The organism is Acidimicrobiales bacterium, assembly GCA_035540975.1.
GTDB lineage: Bacteria > Actinomycetota > Acidimicrobiia > Acidimicrobiales.
On sequence record DATLFN010000080.1, the window covers coordinates 1 to 15577 of the forward strand.

At 74.1% G+C, this 15577-nt stretch carries 12 protein-coding genes and 1 rRNA gene; 12 read left to right on the plus strand and 1 reads right to left on the minus strand.

Annotation, left to right across the window (positions count from 1 at the left end):
* Positions 1 to 75 precede the first annotated feature (75 nt).
* The 11 genes from pheS to VM242_09285 all read left to right on the plus strand — a co-directional run bounded on the left by pheS (position 76) and on the right by VM242_09285 (position 12483).
* Positions 76 to 1110, plus strand: a complete 1035-nt coding sequence (gene pheS, locus VM242_09235; GenBank protein ID HVM05344.1) for a phenylalanine--tRNA ligase subunit alpha — start codon at positions 76 to 78, stop codon at positions 1108 to 1110.
* Positions 1111 to 1125: 15 nt separating this feature from the next.
* A complete protein-coding gene (gene pheT / locus VM242_09240; protein HVM05345.1) occupies positions 1126 to 3486 on the plus strand; it encodes a phenylalanine--tRNA ligase subunit beta in 2361 nt (786 codons plus the stop codon).
* A gap of 82 nt (positions 3487 to 3568) precedes the next feature.
* On the plus strand, positions 3569 to 4576 hold the full coding sequence (gene argC, locus VM242_09245) for an N-acetyl-gamma-glutamyl-phosphate reductase (GenBank protein ID HVM05346.1): 1008 nt from the start codon (positions 3569 to 3571) through the stop codon (positions 4574 to 4576).
* 70 nt (positions 4577 to 4646) lie between these two features.
* The gene (gene argJ, locus VM242_09250; GenBank protein HVM05347.1) at positions 4647 to 5810 is read left to right on the plus strand and encodes a bifunctional glutamate N-acetyltransferase/amino-acid acetyltransferase ArgJ; all 1164 of its coding nucleotides are present in this window, start codon (positions 4647 to 4649) and stop codon (positions 5808 to 5810) included.
* Positions 5807 to 6655, plus strand: a complete 849-nt coding sequence (gene argB, locus VM242_09255; GenBank protein ID HVM05348.1) for an acetylglutamate kinase — start codon at positions 5807 to 5809, stop codon at positions 6653 to 6655. The genes argJ and argB overlap by 4 nt, the downstream gene beginning before the upstream one ends.
* A gap of 69 nt (positions 6656 to 6724) precedes the next feature.
* The gene (locus tag VM242_09260; protein HVM05349.1) at positions 6725 to 7882 is read left to right on the plus strand and encodes an acetylornithine transaminase; all 1158 of its coding nucleotides are present in this window, start codon (positions 6725 to 6727) and stop codon (positions 7880 to 7882) included.
* Positions 7879 to 8796: an ornithine carbamoyltransferase gene (gene argF, locus VM242_09265; GenBank protein HVM05350.1), complete on the plus strand. Its 918-nt coding sequence runs from the start codon at positions 7879 to 7881 to the stop codon at positions 8794 to 8796. The genes VM242_09260 and argF overlap by 4 nt, the downstream gene beginning before the upstream one ends.
* Positions 8793 to 9281, plus strand: coding sequence for an arginine repressor (argR, locus tag VM242_09270; GenBank protein ID HVM05351.1), 489 nt, complete (start codon positions 8793 to 8795; stop codon positions 9279 to 9281). The genes argF and argR overlap by 4 nt, the downstream gene beginning before the upstream one ends.
* On the plus strand, positions 9278 to 10477 hold the full coding sequence (locus VM242_09275; GenBank protein ID HVM05352.1) for an argininosuccinate synthase: 1200 nt from the start codon (positions 9278 to 9280) through the stop codon (positions 10475 to 10477). The genes argR and VM242_09275 overlap by 4 nt, the downstream gene beginning before the upstream one ends.
* On the plus strand, positions 10478 to 11869 hold the full coding sequence (gene argH, locus VM242_09280; protein HVM05353.1) for an argininosuccinate lyase: 1392 nt from the start codon (positions 10478 to 10480) through the stop codon (positions 11867 to 11869).
* On the plus strand, positions 11854 to 12483 hold the full coding sequence (locus VM242_09285; protein ID HVM05354.1) for a DNA-3-methyladenine glycosylase: 630 nt from the start codon (positions 11854 to 11856) through the stop codon (positions 12481 to 12483). The genes argH and VM242_09285 overlap by 16 nt, the downstream gene beginning before the upstream one ends.
* On the opposite strand, the gene VM242_09290 is transcribed toward VM242_09285, so the two are convergent.
* Positions 12476 to 14749: a PBP1A family penicillin-binding protein gene (locus tag VM242_09290; protein ID HVM05355.1), complete on the minus strand. Its 2274-nt coding sequence runs from the start codon at positions 14747 to 14749 to the stop codon at positions 12476 to 12478. The two genes, VM242_09285 and VM242_09290, sit on opposite strands and share 8 nt — an antisense overlap.
* A gap of 413 nt (positions 14750 to 15162) precedes the next feature.
* Here VM242_09290 and VM242_09295 point away from each other — a divergent pair.
* A 16S ribosomal RNA gene (locus VM242_09295) occupies positions 15163 to 15577 on the plus strand; the annotation flags it as partial.

Here is a 15577-nt window from a genome sequence, read left to right on the forward strand (position 1 = left end):
CGCAGTGAGGTTCGACTCGCAACCGGAGGTTGCTCGTCGAGTCGATCGTGCTCCGGCCGGCCGGCGGAGCCGTCCGTGACCGCCGACGAGTTGGCCGCGGTCGAGAAGCTGGCGGCCGAGCGGCTCGAGGGGGCCGCCTCGCTGGACGCGTTGCGGGCGGTGGAGGCGGAGGTGCTGGGGAAACGGTCGCCGCTGGCCGCCCTCAACGCCAAGCTGGGCGCCCTGTCCCCCGACGAGCGCCGGGAGGCGGGACGGCTGGTCAACGAGGCGCGGCGCCGGCTCTCGGAGCTGGCCGCCGGACGGGCCGCCGTGCTCGATGCCGACGAGCGGGCCGCCCGGCTCCACGCCGACCGGCTGGACCTCACCGAGGTCCTCCCCGGGCCGGCGCGGGGGCACCTCAACCTGGTCACCCAGACGCGCGACGAGCTCGAGGACGTGTTCGTCGGGATGGGCTACTCGGTGGCCGAGGGCCCCGAGGTGGAGACCGACTGGCACAGCTTCGGCGCCCTCAACTTCCCCAAGGGCCATCCCGCCCGCAGCGGCTTCGACACGCTGTACCTCGACTGGGGCGAGCCGGAGTCGACCCTCCTGCGCCCCCACACCTCGCCCGTGCAGATCCGGGTGATGGAGTCGCAGCCCCCGCCCGTCTACTCGATCATGCCCGGCAAGGTGTACCGCAAGGACACGCCGGATGCCCGCCACACGGCCTCGTTCAACCAGATCGAGGGGCTGGTCGTCGACCGCGGCACCACCTTCGGCGACCTGGCCGGCACCATCGAGGTGTTCACCAACGCCTACTTCGGTGCCGGCATCCACTCGCGCCTGCGGCCCGCCTACTTCCCGTTCACCGAGCCGTCGGCCGAGTACGAGATCACGTGCGCCATCTGTGCGGGTGCCGGCTGTCGGACGTGCTCGGGCACCGGGTGGATCGAGCTCGGCGGGTGTGGGATGGTCCACCCCAACGTGCTCGCCGCCTGCGGGCTGGACGCCGAGGAGTGGTCGGGCTTCGCCTTCGGGTTCGGCATCGACCGCTGCGCCCAGATGCGCCACGGGATCTCCGACATGCGCGTCCTGCTGGACAACGACATCCGCTTCATCTCCCAGTTCTGAGGCTCGACAGACCCGATGCGCGTCCCCCTCTCCTGGCTGCGGGCCTTCGCGCCGTTCAACCTCGACGCGGTCGAGCTGGGGCGGGTCATGGACGACCTGGGGATGGTCGTCGAGGGCATCGAGCACATCGGCCAGGGCATCGAGGACGTCGTGGTCGCCCGCGTCCTGGAGGTGCGCCCCCACCCCGGGGCCGACCGGGTCCGGCTGGCCGAGGTGGACGCCGGGAAGGGGCCGCTCCAGGTCGTCTGCGGCGCTCCCAACGTGGCCGCCGGCCAGCTGGTGGCGTTCGCCCCCGTGGGCGCCGTGCTGCCGGGCGACTTCGCCATCGGGCGACGCCAGGTCCGGGGGCAGTGGTCGGAGGGAATGATCTGCTCCGAGCGCGAGCTGAGCCTGGGCGACGACGGCGCCGGCATCCTGGTGCTCGACGGCGAGGCCGAGCTCGGGTCGCCCCTGGCGGCGGCCCTCGGGATCGAGCCGGACGTCGTCTACGACCTCGCCATCGAGGGCAACCGGCCCGACGCCAACTCCATCGCCGGGGTGGCGCGGGACGCGGCGGCCCGCCTGCGCCTGCCGTTCGCGGTCCCCGGGGCGCCGGTCGCCGAAGGCACGGCGGTGGCGGCCGAGCTCGCCAGCGTGGCGGTCGAGTGCCCCGACCTGTGCCCCCGCTTCACCGGTCGCGTCATCACCGGCGTCGTGGTCGGCCCGTCGCCCCCGCTGGTGGCCCGCCGCCTCACGCTGGCCGGCATGCGGCCCATCTCCAACGTGGTCGACGCCTCCAACTACGTGATGCTCGAGCTGGGCCAGCCGACCCACCCCTACGACCTCGACCTCCTCCCCGGGTACGGCCTCCTCGTCCGGCGGGCCGCCGAAGGGGAGGTGGTGGTGACCCTCGACGGGGTGGAGCGCCGGGTGGGCGACGGCGACGACTGCCTCATCTGCGACGCCACGGGGACGCCCGTCGGCATCGGCGGGATCATGGGCGGCGCCTCGTCGGAGATCTCGCCCTCCACCAGCCGGGTGCTCCTCGAGGCGGCGTACTTCGACCCCATGGCGATCGCCCGCACGTCGAAGCGGCTCAACCTGCGCACCGAGGCGTCGGCCCGCTTCGAGCGGGGCTGCGACCCGCTCGGCATCCCCCGGGCCGTCGACCGGTTCTGCGAGCTTCTGGGCGTCGGCGAGGTGGCGGCCGGCCTGCTGGACGTCGACAACCTGCCGGAGCCGCCGCCGCCCATCCGGCTGCGCACCGCACGGGTCAACGCCCTGCTGGGGACCGACCTGTCCGACGCCGACGTACCGGCCCTGCTGGAGCCGCTCGGCTTCCGGGTCAGCCCGGCCGGCGACGGCCTGTCCGACGTCGCCCCGCCCTCCTTCCGCCCCGACGCCACCTCCGAGGTCGACCTGGTGGAGGAGGTCGCCCGCCACCACGGCTACGGCAACATCCCGCGCACCGTGCCCGACAGCCCGTACGTGGGCGCCCTCACGCCGTACCAGAAGCAGCGCCGCCACCTGCGGGAGGTGCTGGTGGGCGCGGGCGTGAGCGAGGCGTCGTCGTCGCCGCTGCTCGGACCGGGTGACAACGAGCGGGCCGGTCACCAGGGCGAGGTGATCGTGGCCGTCGACCCACTGGCCCGCGAGGAGTCGGTGCTGCGGGCCTCGCTCCTGCCCGGCCTGCTCAAGGCGGTGGCCTTCAACGCGTCCCACCGCAACCCCGACGTGGCGCTGTTCGAGGTCGGCCACGTGTTCACCGTCCCGGCGGGCGAGCGCGGGCCGCTGCCCGACGAGGCGGAGCGGCTGGGCGTCGCCCTGGCCGGTGCCGGGGGGGGAGCGGAGGCGGCCAAGCGGGTGCTGGACGTCGTGATCGCCGCGCTGCGGCTGGCCGGCGTGCGCCTGGTGGCCGGCGCCGCGCCCGGGCTGCACCCCACCCGGACGGCGGGCGTCCTGGCCGGCGACCGCCCGCTGGGCTGGGTCGGGGAGGTCGAGCCGTCGGTGGTGGCGGCCTTCGGCATCGAGGGGCGGGTGGGCTGGATCGACCTCGACCTGGACGCCGCCCTGCCCAAGGAGCGGACGTACCCCCAGGCCGTCCCGGTGAGCAAGCAGCCCTCGAGCGACGTGGACCTGGCATTCGTCGTCGACGATGCCGTTCCCGCCGCCGGCGTCGAGGCCACGGTCCGGGAGGCGGCGGGCCCGCTGCTGGTCGACCTGCGCCTGTTCGACGTGTACCGGTCCGACCGCCTGGGCGGCGGCCGGCGCAGCCTGGCATACCGGCTCCGCCTCCAGGCGCCCGACCGCACGCTCACCGACCGCGACGTGGCCGAGGTGCGGGGCCGCTGCATCGACGCGGTAACCGCCGCCCACGGCGGCGAGCTGCGGGCGTAACGCCGCGCCGCGCCGCTGGCGGCGCCGCGCCCCCACCAACCCGCCTTGTGCATGACCATGCGCCAGACTGTATGATCACGCGATGGCTACGGTCGGCATCTTCGGCGCCTCCGGCTACACCGGCGCGGAGCTGCTGCGCCTGCTGGCCGGCCACCCCGAGCTGACGGTCGCCCTGGCGACGGGCGACAGCACGGCGGGCACGGCCGTGGGCGACCTCTATCCCAGCCTGGGGGCCGCCTACTCGGGCCTCGTGCTGGCCGACCCCGACCCGGCGGCGGCCGAGGGGCTCGACCTGGTCTTCCTGGCCCTCCCCCACGGGGCGTCGCAGGCGCTGGTGCCCGACCTGCGCAAGCGGGTCGGCAAGGTCGTCGACCTGGCGGCCGACTTCCGTCTCCGGGACCCCGGCCTGTACCCGACCTGGTACGGCGGCCCCCACACGGCGCCCGAGCTGCTAGCCGAGTTCTCCTTCGGCATCCCCGAGCTGTTCCGTGACGACCTGGCGGGAGCCGACCTGGTGGCGGCCGCCGGCTGCTACGTCACCGCCGCCGCTTTGGCCGTGGCCCCGCTGGTGCGGGCCGGTGCCATCGAGACCGAAGGGGTGATCGTCGACGCCGCCAGCGGCGTGTCGGGCGCCGGGCGGGTGCCCAAGGCCTCCAGCCACTTCGCCACCGTGGACGAGGACTTCGTCGCCTACGGCCTGCTGGACCACCGGCACACGCCCGAGATCGAGCAGGCGACGGGCGCCAGCGTGCTCTTCACGCCCCACCTCGCCCCCATGACCCGGGGCATCCTGGCCACCTGCTACGCCCGGCCGGCGTCCGGCGCCGACCCCCTCGCCGTCCTGGCCGAGTTCTACGCCGACGAGCCCTTCGTGACCGTCGGCCCCGCCTCGCCGTCCACCAAGGCCACGGCCGGGTCCAACCGGGCCCTGATCACCGCCCGGCGCGATCCCCGCACGGGCTGGGTCGTCGTCCTGTGCGCCCTCGACAACCTGGTCAAGGGAGCGTCGGGCCAGGCGATCCAGTGCGCCAACCTCGCCCTCGGCCTGCCCGAGACCGCCGGCCTGCCCGTCGTGGGCCTCTACCCGTGACCGACCCGGCCGTTCACTTCGCGATCGCGCGCCACCCCCTGGCGCGCCATAGCGCATCGAAGGGATCGAGGTGACCGTCACCGCGCCGGGCGGGTTCGTCGCCAACGGCGTGGCGTGCGGGATCAAGGGCGGGGGGCGCCCCGACCTGGCGCTCGTCGCCACGGACGACGGCCGGGCGGTGCCCGCCGCCGCCGTCTTCACCTCCAACCAGGCCGCCGCCGCGCCGGTGCAGGTGAGCCGCCGCCATCTCGTCGCCACCGCCGGCCGGGCCGCCGCCGTGGTCCTCAACAGCGGGAACGCCAACGCCGCCACCGGGGCCGCCGGCCTCCACGTGAGCGAGCGCACGTGCGACCTCGTCGCCGCGTCCCTCGGGTGCCGTCGGGAGGAGGTGCTGGTCTGCTCGACGGGGCTCATCGGCATCCCGCTGCCCGTCGATCCCATCGGCGCGGGCGTGGGGGACCTGGTCGCCGGCCTGGACGCGGAGGGGGGCACCCGGGCCGCCGACGCCATCCTCACCACCGACACCCGGCGCAAGGAGGTCGTCGTCCGGGGCGACGGCTGGGCGATCGCGGGGATGGCGAAGGGCGCCGCCATGCTCGCTCCCGACATGGCCACCATGCTGGCCGTGCTGACCACCGACGCCGAGGTGGAACCGGGCCCGCTGCAGGCGGCCCTGGCCGCCGCCACCGCCGCCTCGTTCAACCGGATGACGGTGGACGGGGCGACGTCGACCAACGACGCCGTGATCCTGCTGGCCAGCGGTCGGGCCGGACCGCCGGCCCGCGAGCCGTTCGCCGCCGCCCTCACCGACGCCTGCGCCAGCCTCGCCCTGCAGATGGCGGCCGACGCCGAGGGCGCCACCAAGCTGGTCCGGGTCCGTGTGCGGGGTGCCCACACCGACGCCCAGGCGGTCGCCGCCGCCCGCAAGGTCGCCGAGAGCCAGCTGGTGAAGTGCTCGCTGTACGGCCGCGACCCGTACTGGGGCCGGGTGGTGAGCGAGCTGGGGTCGGCTGGCGTCGAGTTCGACGTCGACTTCGTCTCCATCGCCTACGGCGGCGTGGTCGTCTGCCGCGACGGCGTGGCCTGCGGGCACGACGCCCGGGCCCTGGCCGCCCACATGGCGGGCCGGGAGATCGACCTCGACGCCGACCTCGGCCTGGGCGAGGGTACGGCGGAGATCGTCACCGCCGACCTGACCCACGCCTACGTCGACGAGAACATGACCACGTCGTGACCGCCCAGGAGAAGGCAGCCGTCCTGGCCGAGGCGCTCCCGTACATCCGGCGGTTCTGGGGCAAGGTCGTGGTCGTCAAGTACGGCGGCAACGCCATCGGCGACGACGAGGCGCTGGCGAGCTTCGCCTCCGACGTGGCCCTCATGCACTCCGTGGGCATGCGCACGGTCGTCGTGCACGGCGGCGGGCCCCAGATCGGCCACCTGATGAACCGGCTGGGAATGGTGCCCGAGTTCCGCGAGGGGCTGCGGGTCACGGACGCCGACACGCTGGACATCGCCCGCATGGTCCTGGTGGGCAAGGTGAACCGCGACGTGGTGTCGGCCGTCAACGTCCACGGCCCGCTGGCCGTCGGGCTGTCGGGCGAGGACGCCGGGCTCATCACCGCCACCGCCCGCTCACCGGAGCTGGGGTTCGTGGGCGACGTGGCCGCCGTGAACCCGTCCATCGTCGAGCGGCTGCTGGCCGAGGACCTCGTCCCCGTCATCGCCACCATCGGGAGCAGCACCGACGGCCAGGCCTACAACATCAACGCCGACACGGCGGCGGGCGCCATCGCCGAGGCCCTCCGGGCCGAGAAGCTCGTCTACCTCACCAACGTGGAGGGGCTGAGGGAGGACCCGACCGACCCGTCCACCCTCCTCAGCTCGGTGTCGACCGCCGAGCTGGAGGCCATGATCGCCGACGGGTCGGTGGTCGCCGGGATGATCCCCAAGATCCGCTCGTGCATCGGGGCCGTGAAGGGCGGCGTCGGCCACGCCCACATCCTCGACGGCCGCCTGCCCCACGCCCTCCTCCTCGAGGTCTTCACCCACGAGGGCGTCGGCACCATGGTCAGCCCGTGATGCCCGCCCGCGTTCTCTGGACGCCCGGCACCGGTATGCGGCGATATCCGTCCACAGAACGGGCAAGGCGTGGCTGAGCCCGTCGGCGCGCCGCTGATGCCCACCTACCCGGCGCCCGCCGTGACCTTCGTGCGCGGTGAGGGCGCGGTGCTGTGGGACGACCGGGGACGGCGGTACCTCGACTTCCTGGCCGGCGTCGGGGTGACGTCGCTGGGGCACGCCAACCCGGCGGTGGCGGCGGCGGTCGCCGAACAGGCCGCCACCCTGGTCCACGTGTCGAACCTGTTCGCCACCACGGTCGGCCCCGAGGTGGCCGCCACCCTCGACCGGCTGATCGGCGGCCCGGCGGGAAAGGTCTTCTTCGCCAACTCGGGGGCGGAGGCCAACGAGTGCGCGCTGAAGCTGGCCCGCAAGTGGGGCGGCCGGGGCCGCCACGTGGTCGTGAGCGCCTACGGCTCGTTCCACGGGCGCACGCTGGCCACCCTGCACGCCACCGGGCAGCCCCAGAAGCACGAGGCCTTCCAGCCCCTGCCCGAGGGCTTCCGCCACGTGGCCTGGTCGGACCTGGCCGCCCTGGAGGCGGCGATGAGGCCCGACGTGGCCGCCGTCATCCTCGAGTGCGTGCAGGGCGAGGGCGGCGTCCGCGTCCCCGACGACGGCTACCTCCCGGGCGTCCGCCGCCTGTGCGACGAGCGGGGCGTGCTGCTCATCCTCGACGAGGTGCAGACCGGGCTGGGACGCACCGGCCGCTGGTTCGCCTTCCAGCACGCCGGCATCGAGCCCGACGTGGTCACCGTGGCCAAGGCGCTCGGCAACGGCGTCCCCATCGGCGCCTGCTGGGCCCGGGACGACGTGGCCGACGCCTTCGCGCCCGGCGACCACGCCACCACCTTCGGCGGCCAGCCCCTGGCCGCGTCCGCCGCTCGTGCCGTCCTGGCCGAGATGGAGAGGCTGGACGTGCCGTCCCTGGCGGCGGCGGCGGGTGAGCGCCTGGCCAAGGGACTGGAGTCGCTCGGCGCCGTGGCGTCGGTCCGGGGCCGTGGGCTCCTCCTGGCCGCCGAGCTGACCGCCCCGGGCACCGCCGGCGACGCCGCCGCCCGGGCGCTGGAGGCGGGCCTGGTGGTCAACGCCGTCACCGACTCGGCGCTGCGCCTCGAGCCGTCCCTCCTCGTGACCGACGACGAGATCGACGAGGCGGTCGCCGTGCTGGGCGAGGTCCTGGGATGACCCCCGGGCCCCACCACCTCCTCGACGTGGACGACCTCACCGCCGCCGGGCTCGATGCGGTCCTCGACCTGGCCGAGCAGCGCCGGCCCGCCCAGGTCCTGCGGGGCCGGGGCGTCGCCCTGCTGTTCGAGAAGCCCTCCCTGCGGACCCGCAACGCCACCGAGATGGCTGTCGTCCAGCTGGGCGGCCACCCCGTCTCCGTGCGGGCCGAGGAGGTGGACGTGGACGTCCGGGAGCCGGCCGCCGACGCCGCCCGCGTCCTCAGCCGCTACCACGCGCTCATCGGCGCCCGGGTGTTCGAGCACGCCAAGCTGTCCCGGATGGCCGAGGCCGCCACCGTCCCCGTCGTCAACCTGCTCTCCGACGACAGCCACCCGTGCCAGGCGCTGGCCGACCTCCTCACCCTCCGCCAGCACTGGGGGTCGGTCGCCGGCCGCACCATCGCCTACGTGGGCGACGGGAACAACGTGTGCCGCTCCCTGGTGCTGGCCGCCGCCCTGGCCGGCATGGAGGCGCGGGTGGCGGCGCCCGCCGGCTTCGCCCTGCCCGCCGAGGTGGCCGAGCGGGCGACCGCCCTCGGCGGCGCCGTCGTGGTCGCCAGCTCGCCCGAGGAGGCGGTCCACGGAGCCGACGCCGTCTACACCGACGTGTGGGCGTCCATGGGCCAGGAGGACGAGGCCGAGCGCCGGCGCCTGGCCTTCGCCGGCTACACGGTGGACGAGCACCTGATGGCGAAGGCGGCCGAGGGCGCCCTGTTCCTGCACTGCCTTCCCGCCCACCGGGGCGAGGAGGTCAGCGCCGGCGTCCTCGACGGCCCCGCCAGCGTGGTGTGGCAGCAGGCCGAGAACCGCATGCACGCCATGCGCGGCCTCCTGCTCTTCCTCCTGGGCGCCGGGGCGGGGGAGGCGACGTGACCACCACCAAGCGCCAGCGCCAGCACCGGGTGGCCAACCTGCTCGAGCGCCACGCCGTCACCAGCCAGACGCAGCTGGTGGAGCTGCTGGCGGCCGACGGGCTGACCGCCACCCAGGCCACCGTGTCGCGCGACCTCGAGGAGCTGGGCGCCGTCAAGGTGCGCGTCCCTGGGGGTGAGACGGTGTACGCCATCCCCGAGATGGCCAAGGACCGGCTCGCCCCCGAGGACCACCTCCGCCGGGTGCTGGGCGACTGGGTGGGGGACGTGGCGTCGTCGGCCAACATCGTCGTGCTCCGCACGCCCCCCGGATCGGCCCACGTGGTGGGCTCGGCCCTGGACCGGGCGGGGCTGGAGGAGATCGTCGGGACCGTGGCCGGTGACGACACCGTGATCGTGGTGGCCGCCGAGTACGTCGGCGGCGCCGAGGTGGCGAGGCGGCTCGCCGCCCTCGCCGGAGTGGACCAGGGGAGAGAGAGCACATGACCAAGCGGGTCGTTCTGGCGTACAGCGGCGGTCTGGACACCTCGGTGGCCGTCCGGTGGATGGGCGAGGAGATGGGGCTGGAGGTCATCGCCCTGGCGGCCGACGTCGGGCAGGGCGGCGACTTCGAGGACATCCGCAAGCGGGCGCTGGCCGCCGGTGCGGTGGAGGCCGTGGTGGTGGACTGCCGGGAGGAGTACGCCCGGGACTTCGTGGCGCCCGCCCTCAAGGCCAATGCCAAGTACGAGGGGAAGTACCCGCTGGTCTCGTCGCTGTCCCGCCCGATCATCGTCAAGCACCTGGTGGCGGCGGCACGGGAGCACGGGGCGACCGGCATCGCCCACGGGTGCACCGGCAAGGGCAACGACCAGGTGCGCTTCGAGGTCAGCACCCGGGCCCTGGCGCCCGACCTCGACATCGTGGCGCCGGTGCGGGAGTGGGGGCTCACCCGCGAGGAGTCCATCGAGTACGCGGCCCGCTTCGGCATCCCGGTCACCGTCACCAAGGCCAGCCCGTACTCCATCGACCAGAACCTGTGGGGGCGCACCATCGAGTGCGGCATCCTGGAGGATCCCTGGGAGCAGCCCCCCGAGGAGGTGTACGAGCTCACGACCCCGACGGCCACCGAGGCGACGGAGCTGACCATCGGCTTCGAGCAGGGCGTCCCCGTCAGCCTGGACGGCAGGCCGCTGCCGCTCCACGAGCTGATCGACGAGGTCACCCGGGTGGTGGGCTCGTACGGGTGGGGCCGCATCGACATGGTGGAGAACCGCCGGGTGGGCATCAAGAGCCGGGAGGTCTACGAGTGCCCGGGGTCGCTCGCCCTCCTCATGGCCCACTCCGACCTGGAGGACCTCACCCTCGAGCGCGACCTGGCCCACGAGAAGGCCCGCCTGGAGCCCCGCTACGCCGAGCTGGTCTACGACGGCCTGTGGTTCTCGCCCCTGAAGCAGGCCCTCGACGCCTTCGTCGACGAGAGCCAGCGCTTCGTCACCGGCGAGGTGCGCCTGCGCTGCGAGGTGCCCGGGCGCTGCATCGTGGCGGGCCGGCGCAGCGAGGTCGGCCTCTACGACTACGCCCTCGCCACCTACGAGGCGGCCGACCGCTTCCGCCACTCCGACGCCGAGGGCTTCGTGCGGCTGTGGGGCCTCGGCGTGCAGACGTGGGCGGCCCGCCAGGCCCGCCGCGGGGACGCCTAGATGAGGCTCTGGGACGGGCGACTCACGTCGACTCCGGCGCCGGAGATGCTCGCCTTCACGGCCAGCCTCGACTTCGACCGGCGCCTGGCCGCCGACGACGTCGCCGGCTCGCGCGCCCACGTGCGCGGGCTGGGCAAGAGCGGGATCCTCACCGGGGACGAGGTGAGCATCCTGCTGACCGCCCTCAACCGGGTGGGCGAGGAGCTGGCCGAGGGCACGTTCGTCTTCGCGCCCACCGACGAGGATGTCCACACGGCCATCGAGCGCCGGGTCACCGAGATCACCGGCGACGTCGGGGCCAAGCTCCACACCGGGCGCAGCCGCAACGACCAGGTCGCCACCGCCCTCCGCCTGTTCACCAAACGGGAGCTGGTGCGGGTGGCCGCCGCCGCGCTCCACCTCCAAGGGGTGCTCCTGGCCCGGGCCGAGGCCGCCGGCGACACCTACCTCCCGGGCTACACCCACCTCCAGCGGGCCCAGCCCGTCCTCCTCGCCCACCACCTGCTGGCCCACGGCTGGGCGCTGGCCCGCGACGTCGCCCGCCTGGAGAGCACCCTCGAGCGGCTGGACGTGTCGCCCCTGGGCGCCGGCGCGCTGGCCGGTTCGTCGCTCCCGCTCGACCCGGACTGGGTGGCCGCCGACCTCGGCTTCGCCGCCCGCTTCGAGAACTCGCTGGACGCGGTGAGCGACCGCGACTTCGTCGCCGAGGCCCTGTTCGACCTCGCCCTGCTCGGCGTCCACCTCTCCCGCATGGGCGAGGAGATCGTGCTGTGGTCGAGCGAGGAGTACGGCTTCGTCCGCCTCGACGACGCCTACGCGACGGGCAGCTCGATGCTGCCCCAGAAGAAGAACCCCGACGTGGCCGAGCTGGCCCGCGGGAAGGCGGGGCGGCTCATCGGGCACCTGACGGGGATGCTGGCCACCCTCAAGGGACTGCCCCTCGCCTACAACCGCGACCTCCAGGAGGACAAGGAGCCGCTGTTCGACGCCCTGGACCAGGTCCGGCTGGCCCTGGCCGCCATGGCCGGCCTGTACGCCACCGCCTCCTTCGACGACCGGCGCATGCAGGACGCCGCCTCCGAGGACGCCTCGTCGGCCGTCGACGTGGCCGAGTGGCTGGTCGAGCGGGGGATGCCGTTCCGCGACGCCCACCGGGTGGTGGGCGGCCTGGTCCGGTCGTGCGTGGAGCGGGGGGTGCCCCTGGCCGAGCTGGTCGAGGCCCACCCCGACCTGGGAGCCGACGCCCTGTTCCTCCTGGAGCCGGGCGCGGCCGTGGGCCGCCGCACGACGCCGGGCGGGGCCGGCCCCGGGCCGGTGGCCGACCAGCTGGGCCGGTTCCGCAAGCGGCTGCACCACGACACCGAGCGGCTCGCCCGGTGGCGCCGGCCCTGAGCCCGGCCCCCCTCCCGAGGGCGTTCTACCGCCGGGACCCGCGCGTGGTGGCACCGGAGCTGCTCAACAAGGTCCTGGTCGTCAGGGAGCGGTCGGGGCGGATCGTGGAGGTGGAGGCCTACGCCGGCGCCGAGGACCCGGGGAGCCACGCCTTCCGAGGCCCGACGCCCCGCAACGCCTCCATGTTCGGCCCGCCCGGCCTGTTGTACGTCTACCGGTCCTATGGCATCCACTGGTGCGCCAATGCCGTGTGCGGCGACGAGGGCGTCGGTGTGGCGGTCCTCCTGCGTGCGCTGGCCCCCCTCACCGGGCTCGACGGGATGCGGGCGGCCCGCCCCGGGACGGCGCGCGACCGGGACCTGTGCAGCGGCCCGGGACGGCTGTGCCAGGCCCTCGGGCTCACCGGCGCCCACGACGGGGCCGACCTGGTGACCGCCGAGGGGGGCCCGTTCCTGGCCGACGACGGCACGGCGCCGCCCGCCGCCCCCGCCAACACCACTCGCGTCGGCCTCACCCGGGGCGCCGCGCACCCGTGGCGGTGGTACGTCCCGGGCGACCCCAACGTCTCCCGGGGGCGTCCGTCGGCGCTGCCCGGGGCACGGGGAGTCAGGTGAGCGGGTTGACGTACACGGTGACGGTGGCGCCCCTGGTGGCACCGGTGCTGGCGCCGGGCGACTGCCGCCAGACCAGGCCCCGCCGCCGCGCCGGTCCGCCGGGGGTGGGCTCGCCCTGCACGACGACGTTGGCGGCCAGCCCGGCGACGCCGAGCGCCACGCCCGCCTGCTCCGCCGTCATCCCGGCCAGCTCGGGGACCAACGCGGTGACGGGGCCCGAGCTCACCTTGAGCGCCACCGTGGACGCAGCGGGCGCCAGCAGGCCGCTGTCGGGCGAGGCGCCGACCACGTAGCCGGGCGGGTAGTCCGCGCTCGGGGTGGGCTCGCGGGTGGCGAGGAAGCCGTCTCGGCCCAGGGCGTCCTCGGCCTGCTCGGCGGGGAGCCCGATCACCGGCGGCACCAGGCGCAGCACGGGCTGGGAGGCGTCGCCCTCCGGAGGGGGCGGCGCCGGGAAGTCGCCGGCGGGGACGTCGGCCAGGGCCTCGGAGGCGTACAGGCCCCAGATCTCGGCCGGCCACGACCCGCCCGTCACCAGGATGCGGGTGGCGGGCGGGACCATGGAGCGCTGCCGGTCGGGGAACCCGACCCACACGGCCGTCGCCAACTCGGGGGTGAAGCCCACGAACCAGGCGTCGCGCCACTCCTGGCCCGTCCCCGTCTTGCCCGCCACCGGCCGGCCGATCCGGGCCTTGACGCCGGTGCCGCGCTCCACCGCCTGGCGGAGCACGTCCACCACCACGTCGGCGCTGGCCCGGTCCAGCACCCGCTTCTGGGAGTGCTGGTGCTGGAACAGCACGCGCCCGTCGCTGCCCACTACCCGGGTGACGAACACGGGCGGGACGGCGAGGCCCCGGTTGGCCAGCGTCCCGTACGCCGACGCCATCTCCAGGGGGGTGACGTCGTTGGTCCCGAGCACGGCCGACGGGTAGGGCTGGAGCGGCGAGGTGATGCCCATGCGGGCGGCCGTGGCCACCGCGTCGGCCGGCCCCACGTCGAGGATGAGCTGGGCGTAGACGGTGTTGACCGAGCGGATGGTGGCGTCGATCAGCGTCATCCGACCGCCGCCCTGCCCCTCGTAGTTCGACACCGTCCACGGCTCCCGGGGCAGTGGGATGGTCATTGTGCCGGGGGCGTCGTAGAACTTGGTCACGGGCACGTGCTGCTCGAGGGCGGCGGCCAGCACGAACGGCTTGAACGCCGACCCGGCCGGGCGGCTGCCCTGGGTGGCCAGGTCGAACTTGGCCTCGGCCGCCGACCCGAAGAAGTCGCGCCCGCCGACCAGCGCCCGGACGAACCCCGTCCCCGGCTCGATCGACACCACGGCAGCGGCCGGGTCGGTCTCGGGCGACGAGAGAACCCGGGCGATGGCCGCCTCGGCGGCAGCCTGGCGGCGCCGGTCGAGCGTGGTCGTGATGCGCAGGCCGCCCTTGAACAGCAGGTCCCGGCGGGCGTCGGGGGTCGGTCCGAAGCGGGGGTCGTCGAGGATGAAGCGCTTGACCCGCTCCACGAAGTGGGGCGCCGGGTAGCGGTCGGCGGCGGGCGTGGCCGAGATCAGCGGCTCGGCGCCGGCGGCCGCCGCCTGCTCCGTCGTGGCCCACCCCAGCTCGACCATCTTCTCGAGCACGACCCGGCGGCGGGCGGCGGCCACCTCGGGCTGGAGGTACGGGTCGGTTCGGTTGGGCGCCCGGATGAGCCCGGCCAGCAGCGCCGCCTGGGCCAGGCCGAGCTGGTCGACGGCGATGCCGAAGTACTCGTTGGCGGCCGCCTGGACGCCGTAGGCACCGTTCCCGAAGTAGATCGTGTTGAGGTACAGCTCGAGGATCCGCTCCTTGGTGTAGCGGCGCTCGAGCTGGTAGGCGAGCGAGGCCTCGCGGAGCTTGCGCCGCAGCGTCCGGTCCGGGCCGACCAGCTCGTTCTTGACGTACTGCTGGGTGATCGTCGAGCCGCCCTCGACGACCTCGCCCTCGGCGGCGTTGGCGTACACGGCCCGGAGAACCGACCTGGTGTCGACGCCCTTGTGCTCCCAGAACCGCTCGTCCTCGATGGCGACCACGGCCTGGCGCAGGGCGACGGGCATCCGGGCCAGGGGGACCGTCTCCCGATTCTCCTCGCCGTGCAGGGCGGTGACCACCGACCCGTCGGCGGCCAGGATCCGGGAGGACTCGGCCAAGGGCGCCGGGACGGTCGACTTCAGGGGCGGCGTCTCCCACGAGCAGGCCCCGGCGGTCAGGACCGCCAGCAGGAGGAATGCGGACGCCCGGCGCACCGTTGCCATTGTCCCTCAGGTAGGATCGTCACCGGCGCAGGCCGGCTGGAGCACGTTGACAGCTTCGGCCGGTGTGCTACAGTGAAAAGCCGCCCAGGATGCCGCTTCGGTGCCCAGGGCGATCGCAGGACCCAGTGTCGGGGTAGTACGCCGGTTCCGGCGTGGCCCCCGACCTCAGCGGAACTCCGTACCTCCGTCATCCTCCGGGTGGCGCGTGCGCCCCGCAAGCGTGCTCCTTGAAAACGGAACAGAGGAAAGCCAAAAGCCAGTGCGGGCGACCACGCGAGTGGTCGCAACTGTCAATGCACTGACAACGGACAACACAACGTCCGTCTTTGGTGCCAGTCGGCCGACGAGCTCGGAAGCTCCGAGGCCGGCTCTCCGGATCGAAGGGGGGCTTGCTCCCCGAGGTCTCGATGGAGAGTTTGATCCTGGCTCAGGACGAACGCTGGCGGCGTGCTTAACACATGCAAGTCGAGCGGGGCCCAACCGGTGGCAACACCGGGGAAGGCCTAGCGGCGAACGGGTGAGTAACACGTGAGCAACCTGCCCCGAAGTCTGGGATAACACCGGGAAACCGGTGCTAATACCGGATGCCCTCACCGGGTCACCTGGCCTGATGAGGAAAGATTCATCGCTTCGGGAGGGGCTCGCGGCCTATCAGCTGGTTGGTGGGGTAACGGCCCACCAAGGCTTCGACGGGTAGCTGGTCTGAGAGGACGACCAGCCACACTGGGACTGAGACACGGCCCAGACTCCTACGGGAGGCAGCAGTGGGGAATCTTGCGCAATGGGCGAAAGCCTGACGCAGCAACGCCGCGTGGGGGA

What these genes read in the sequence shown, in the direction of transcription:
- pheT (HVM05345.1), top strand. Translation starts at nt 1,126, where the DNA reads ATGCGCGTCCCCCTCTCCTGGCTGCGGGCCTTCGCGCCGTTCAACCTC.
- argC (HVM05346.1), top strand. Translation starts at nt 3,569, where the DNA reads ATGGCTACGGTCGGCATCTTCGGCGCCTCCGGCTACACCGGCGCGGAG.
- argF (HVM05350.1), top strand. Translation starts at nt 7,879, where the DNA reads ATGACCCCCGGGCCCCACCACCTCCTCGACGTGGACGACCTCACCGCC.
- VM242_09275 (HVM05352.1), top strand. Translation starts at nt 9,278, where the DNA reads ATGACCAAGCGGGTCGTTCTGGCGTACAGCGGCGGTCTGGACACCTCG.
- argH (HVM05353.1), top strand. Translation starts at nt 10,478, where the DNA reads ATGAGGCTCTGGGACGGGCGACTCACGTCGACTCCGGCGCCGGAGATG.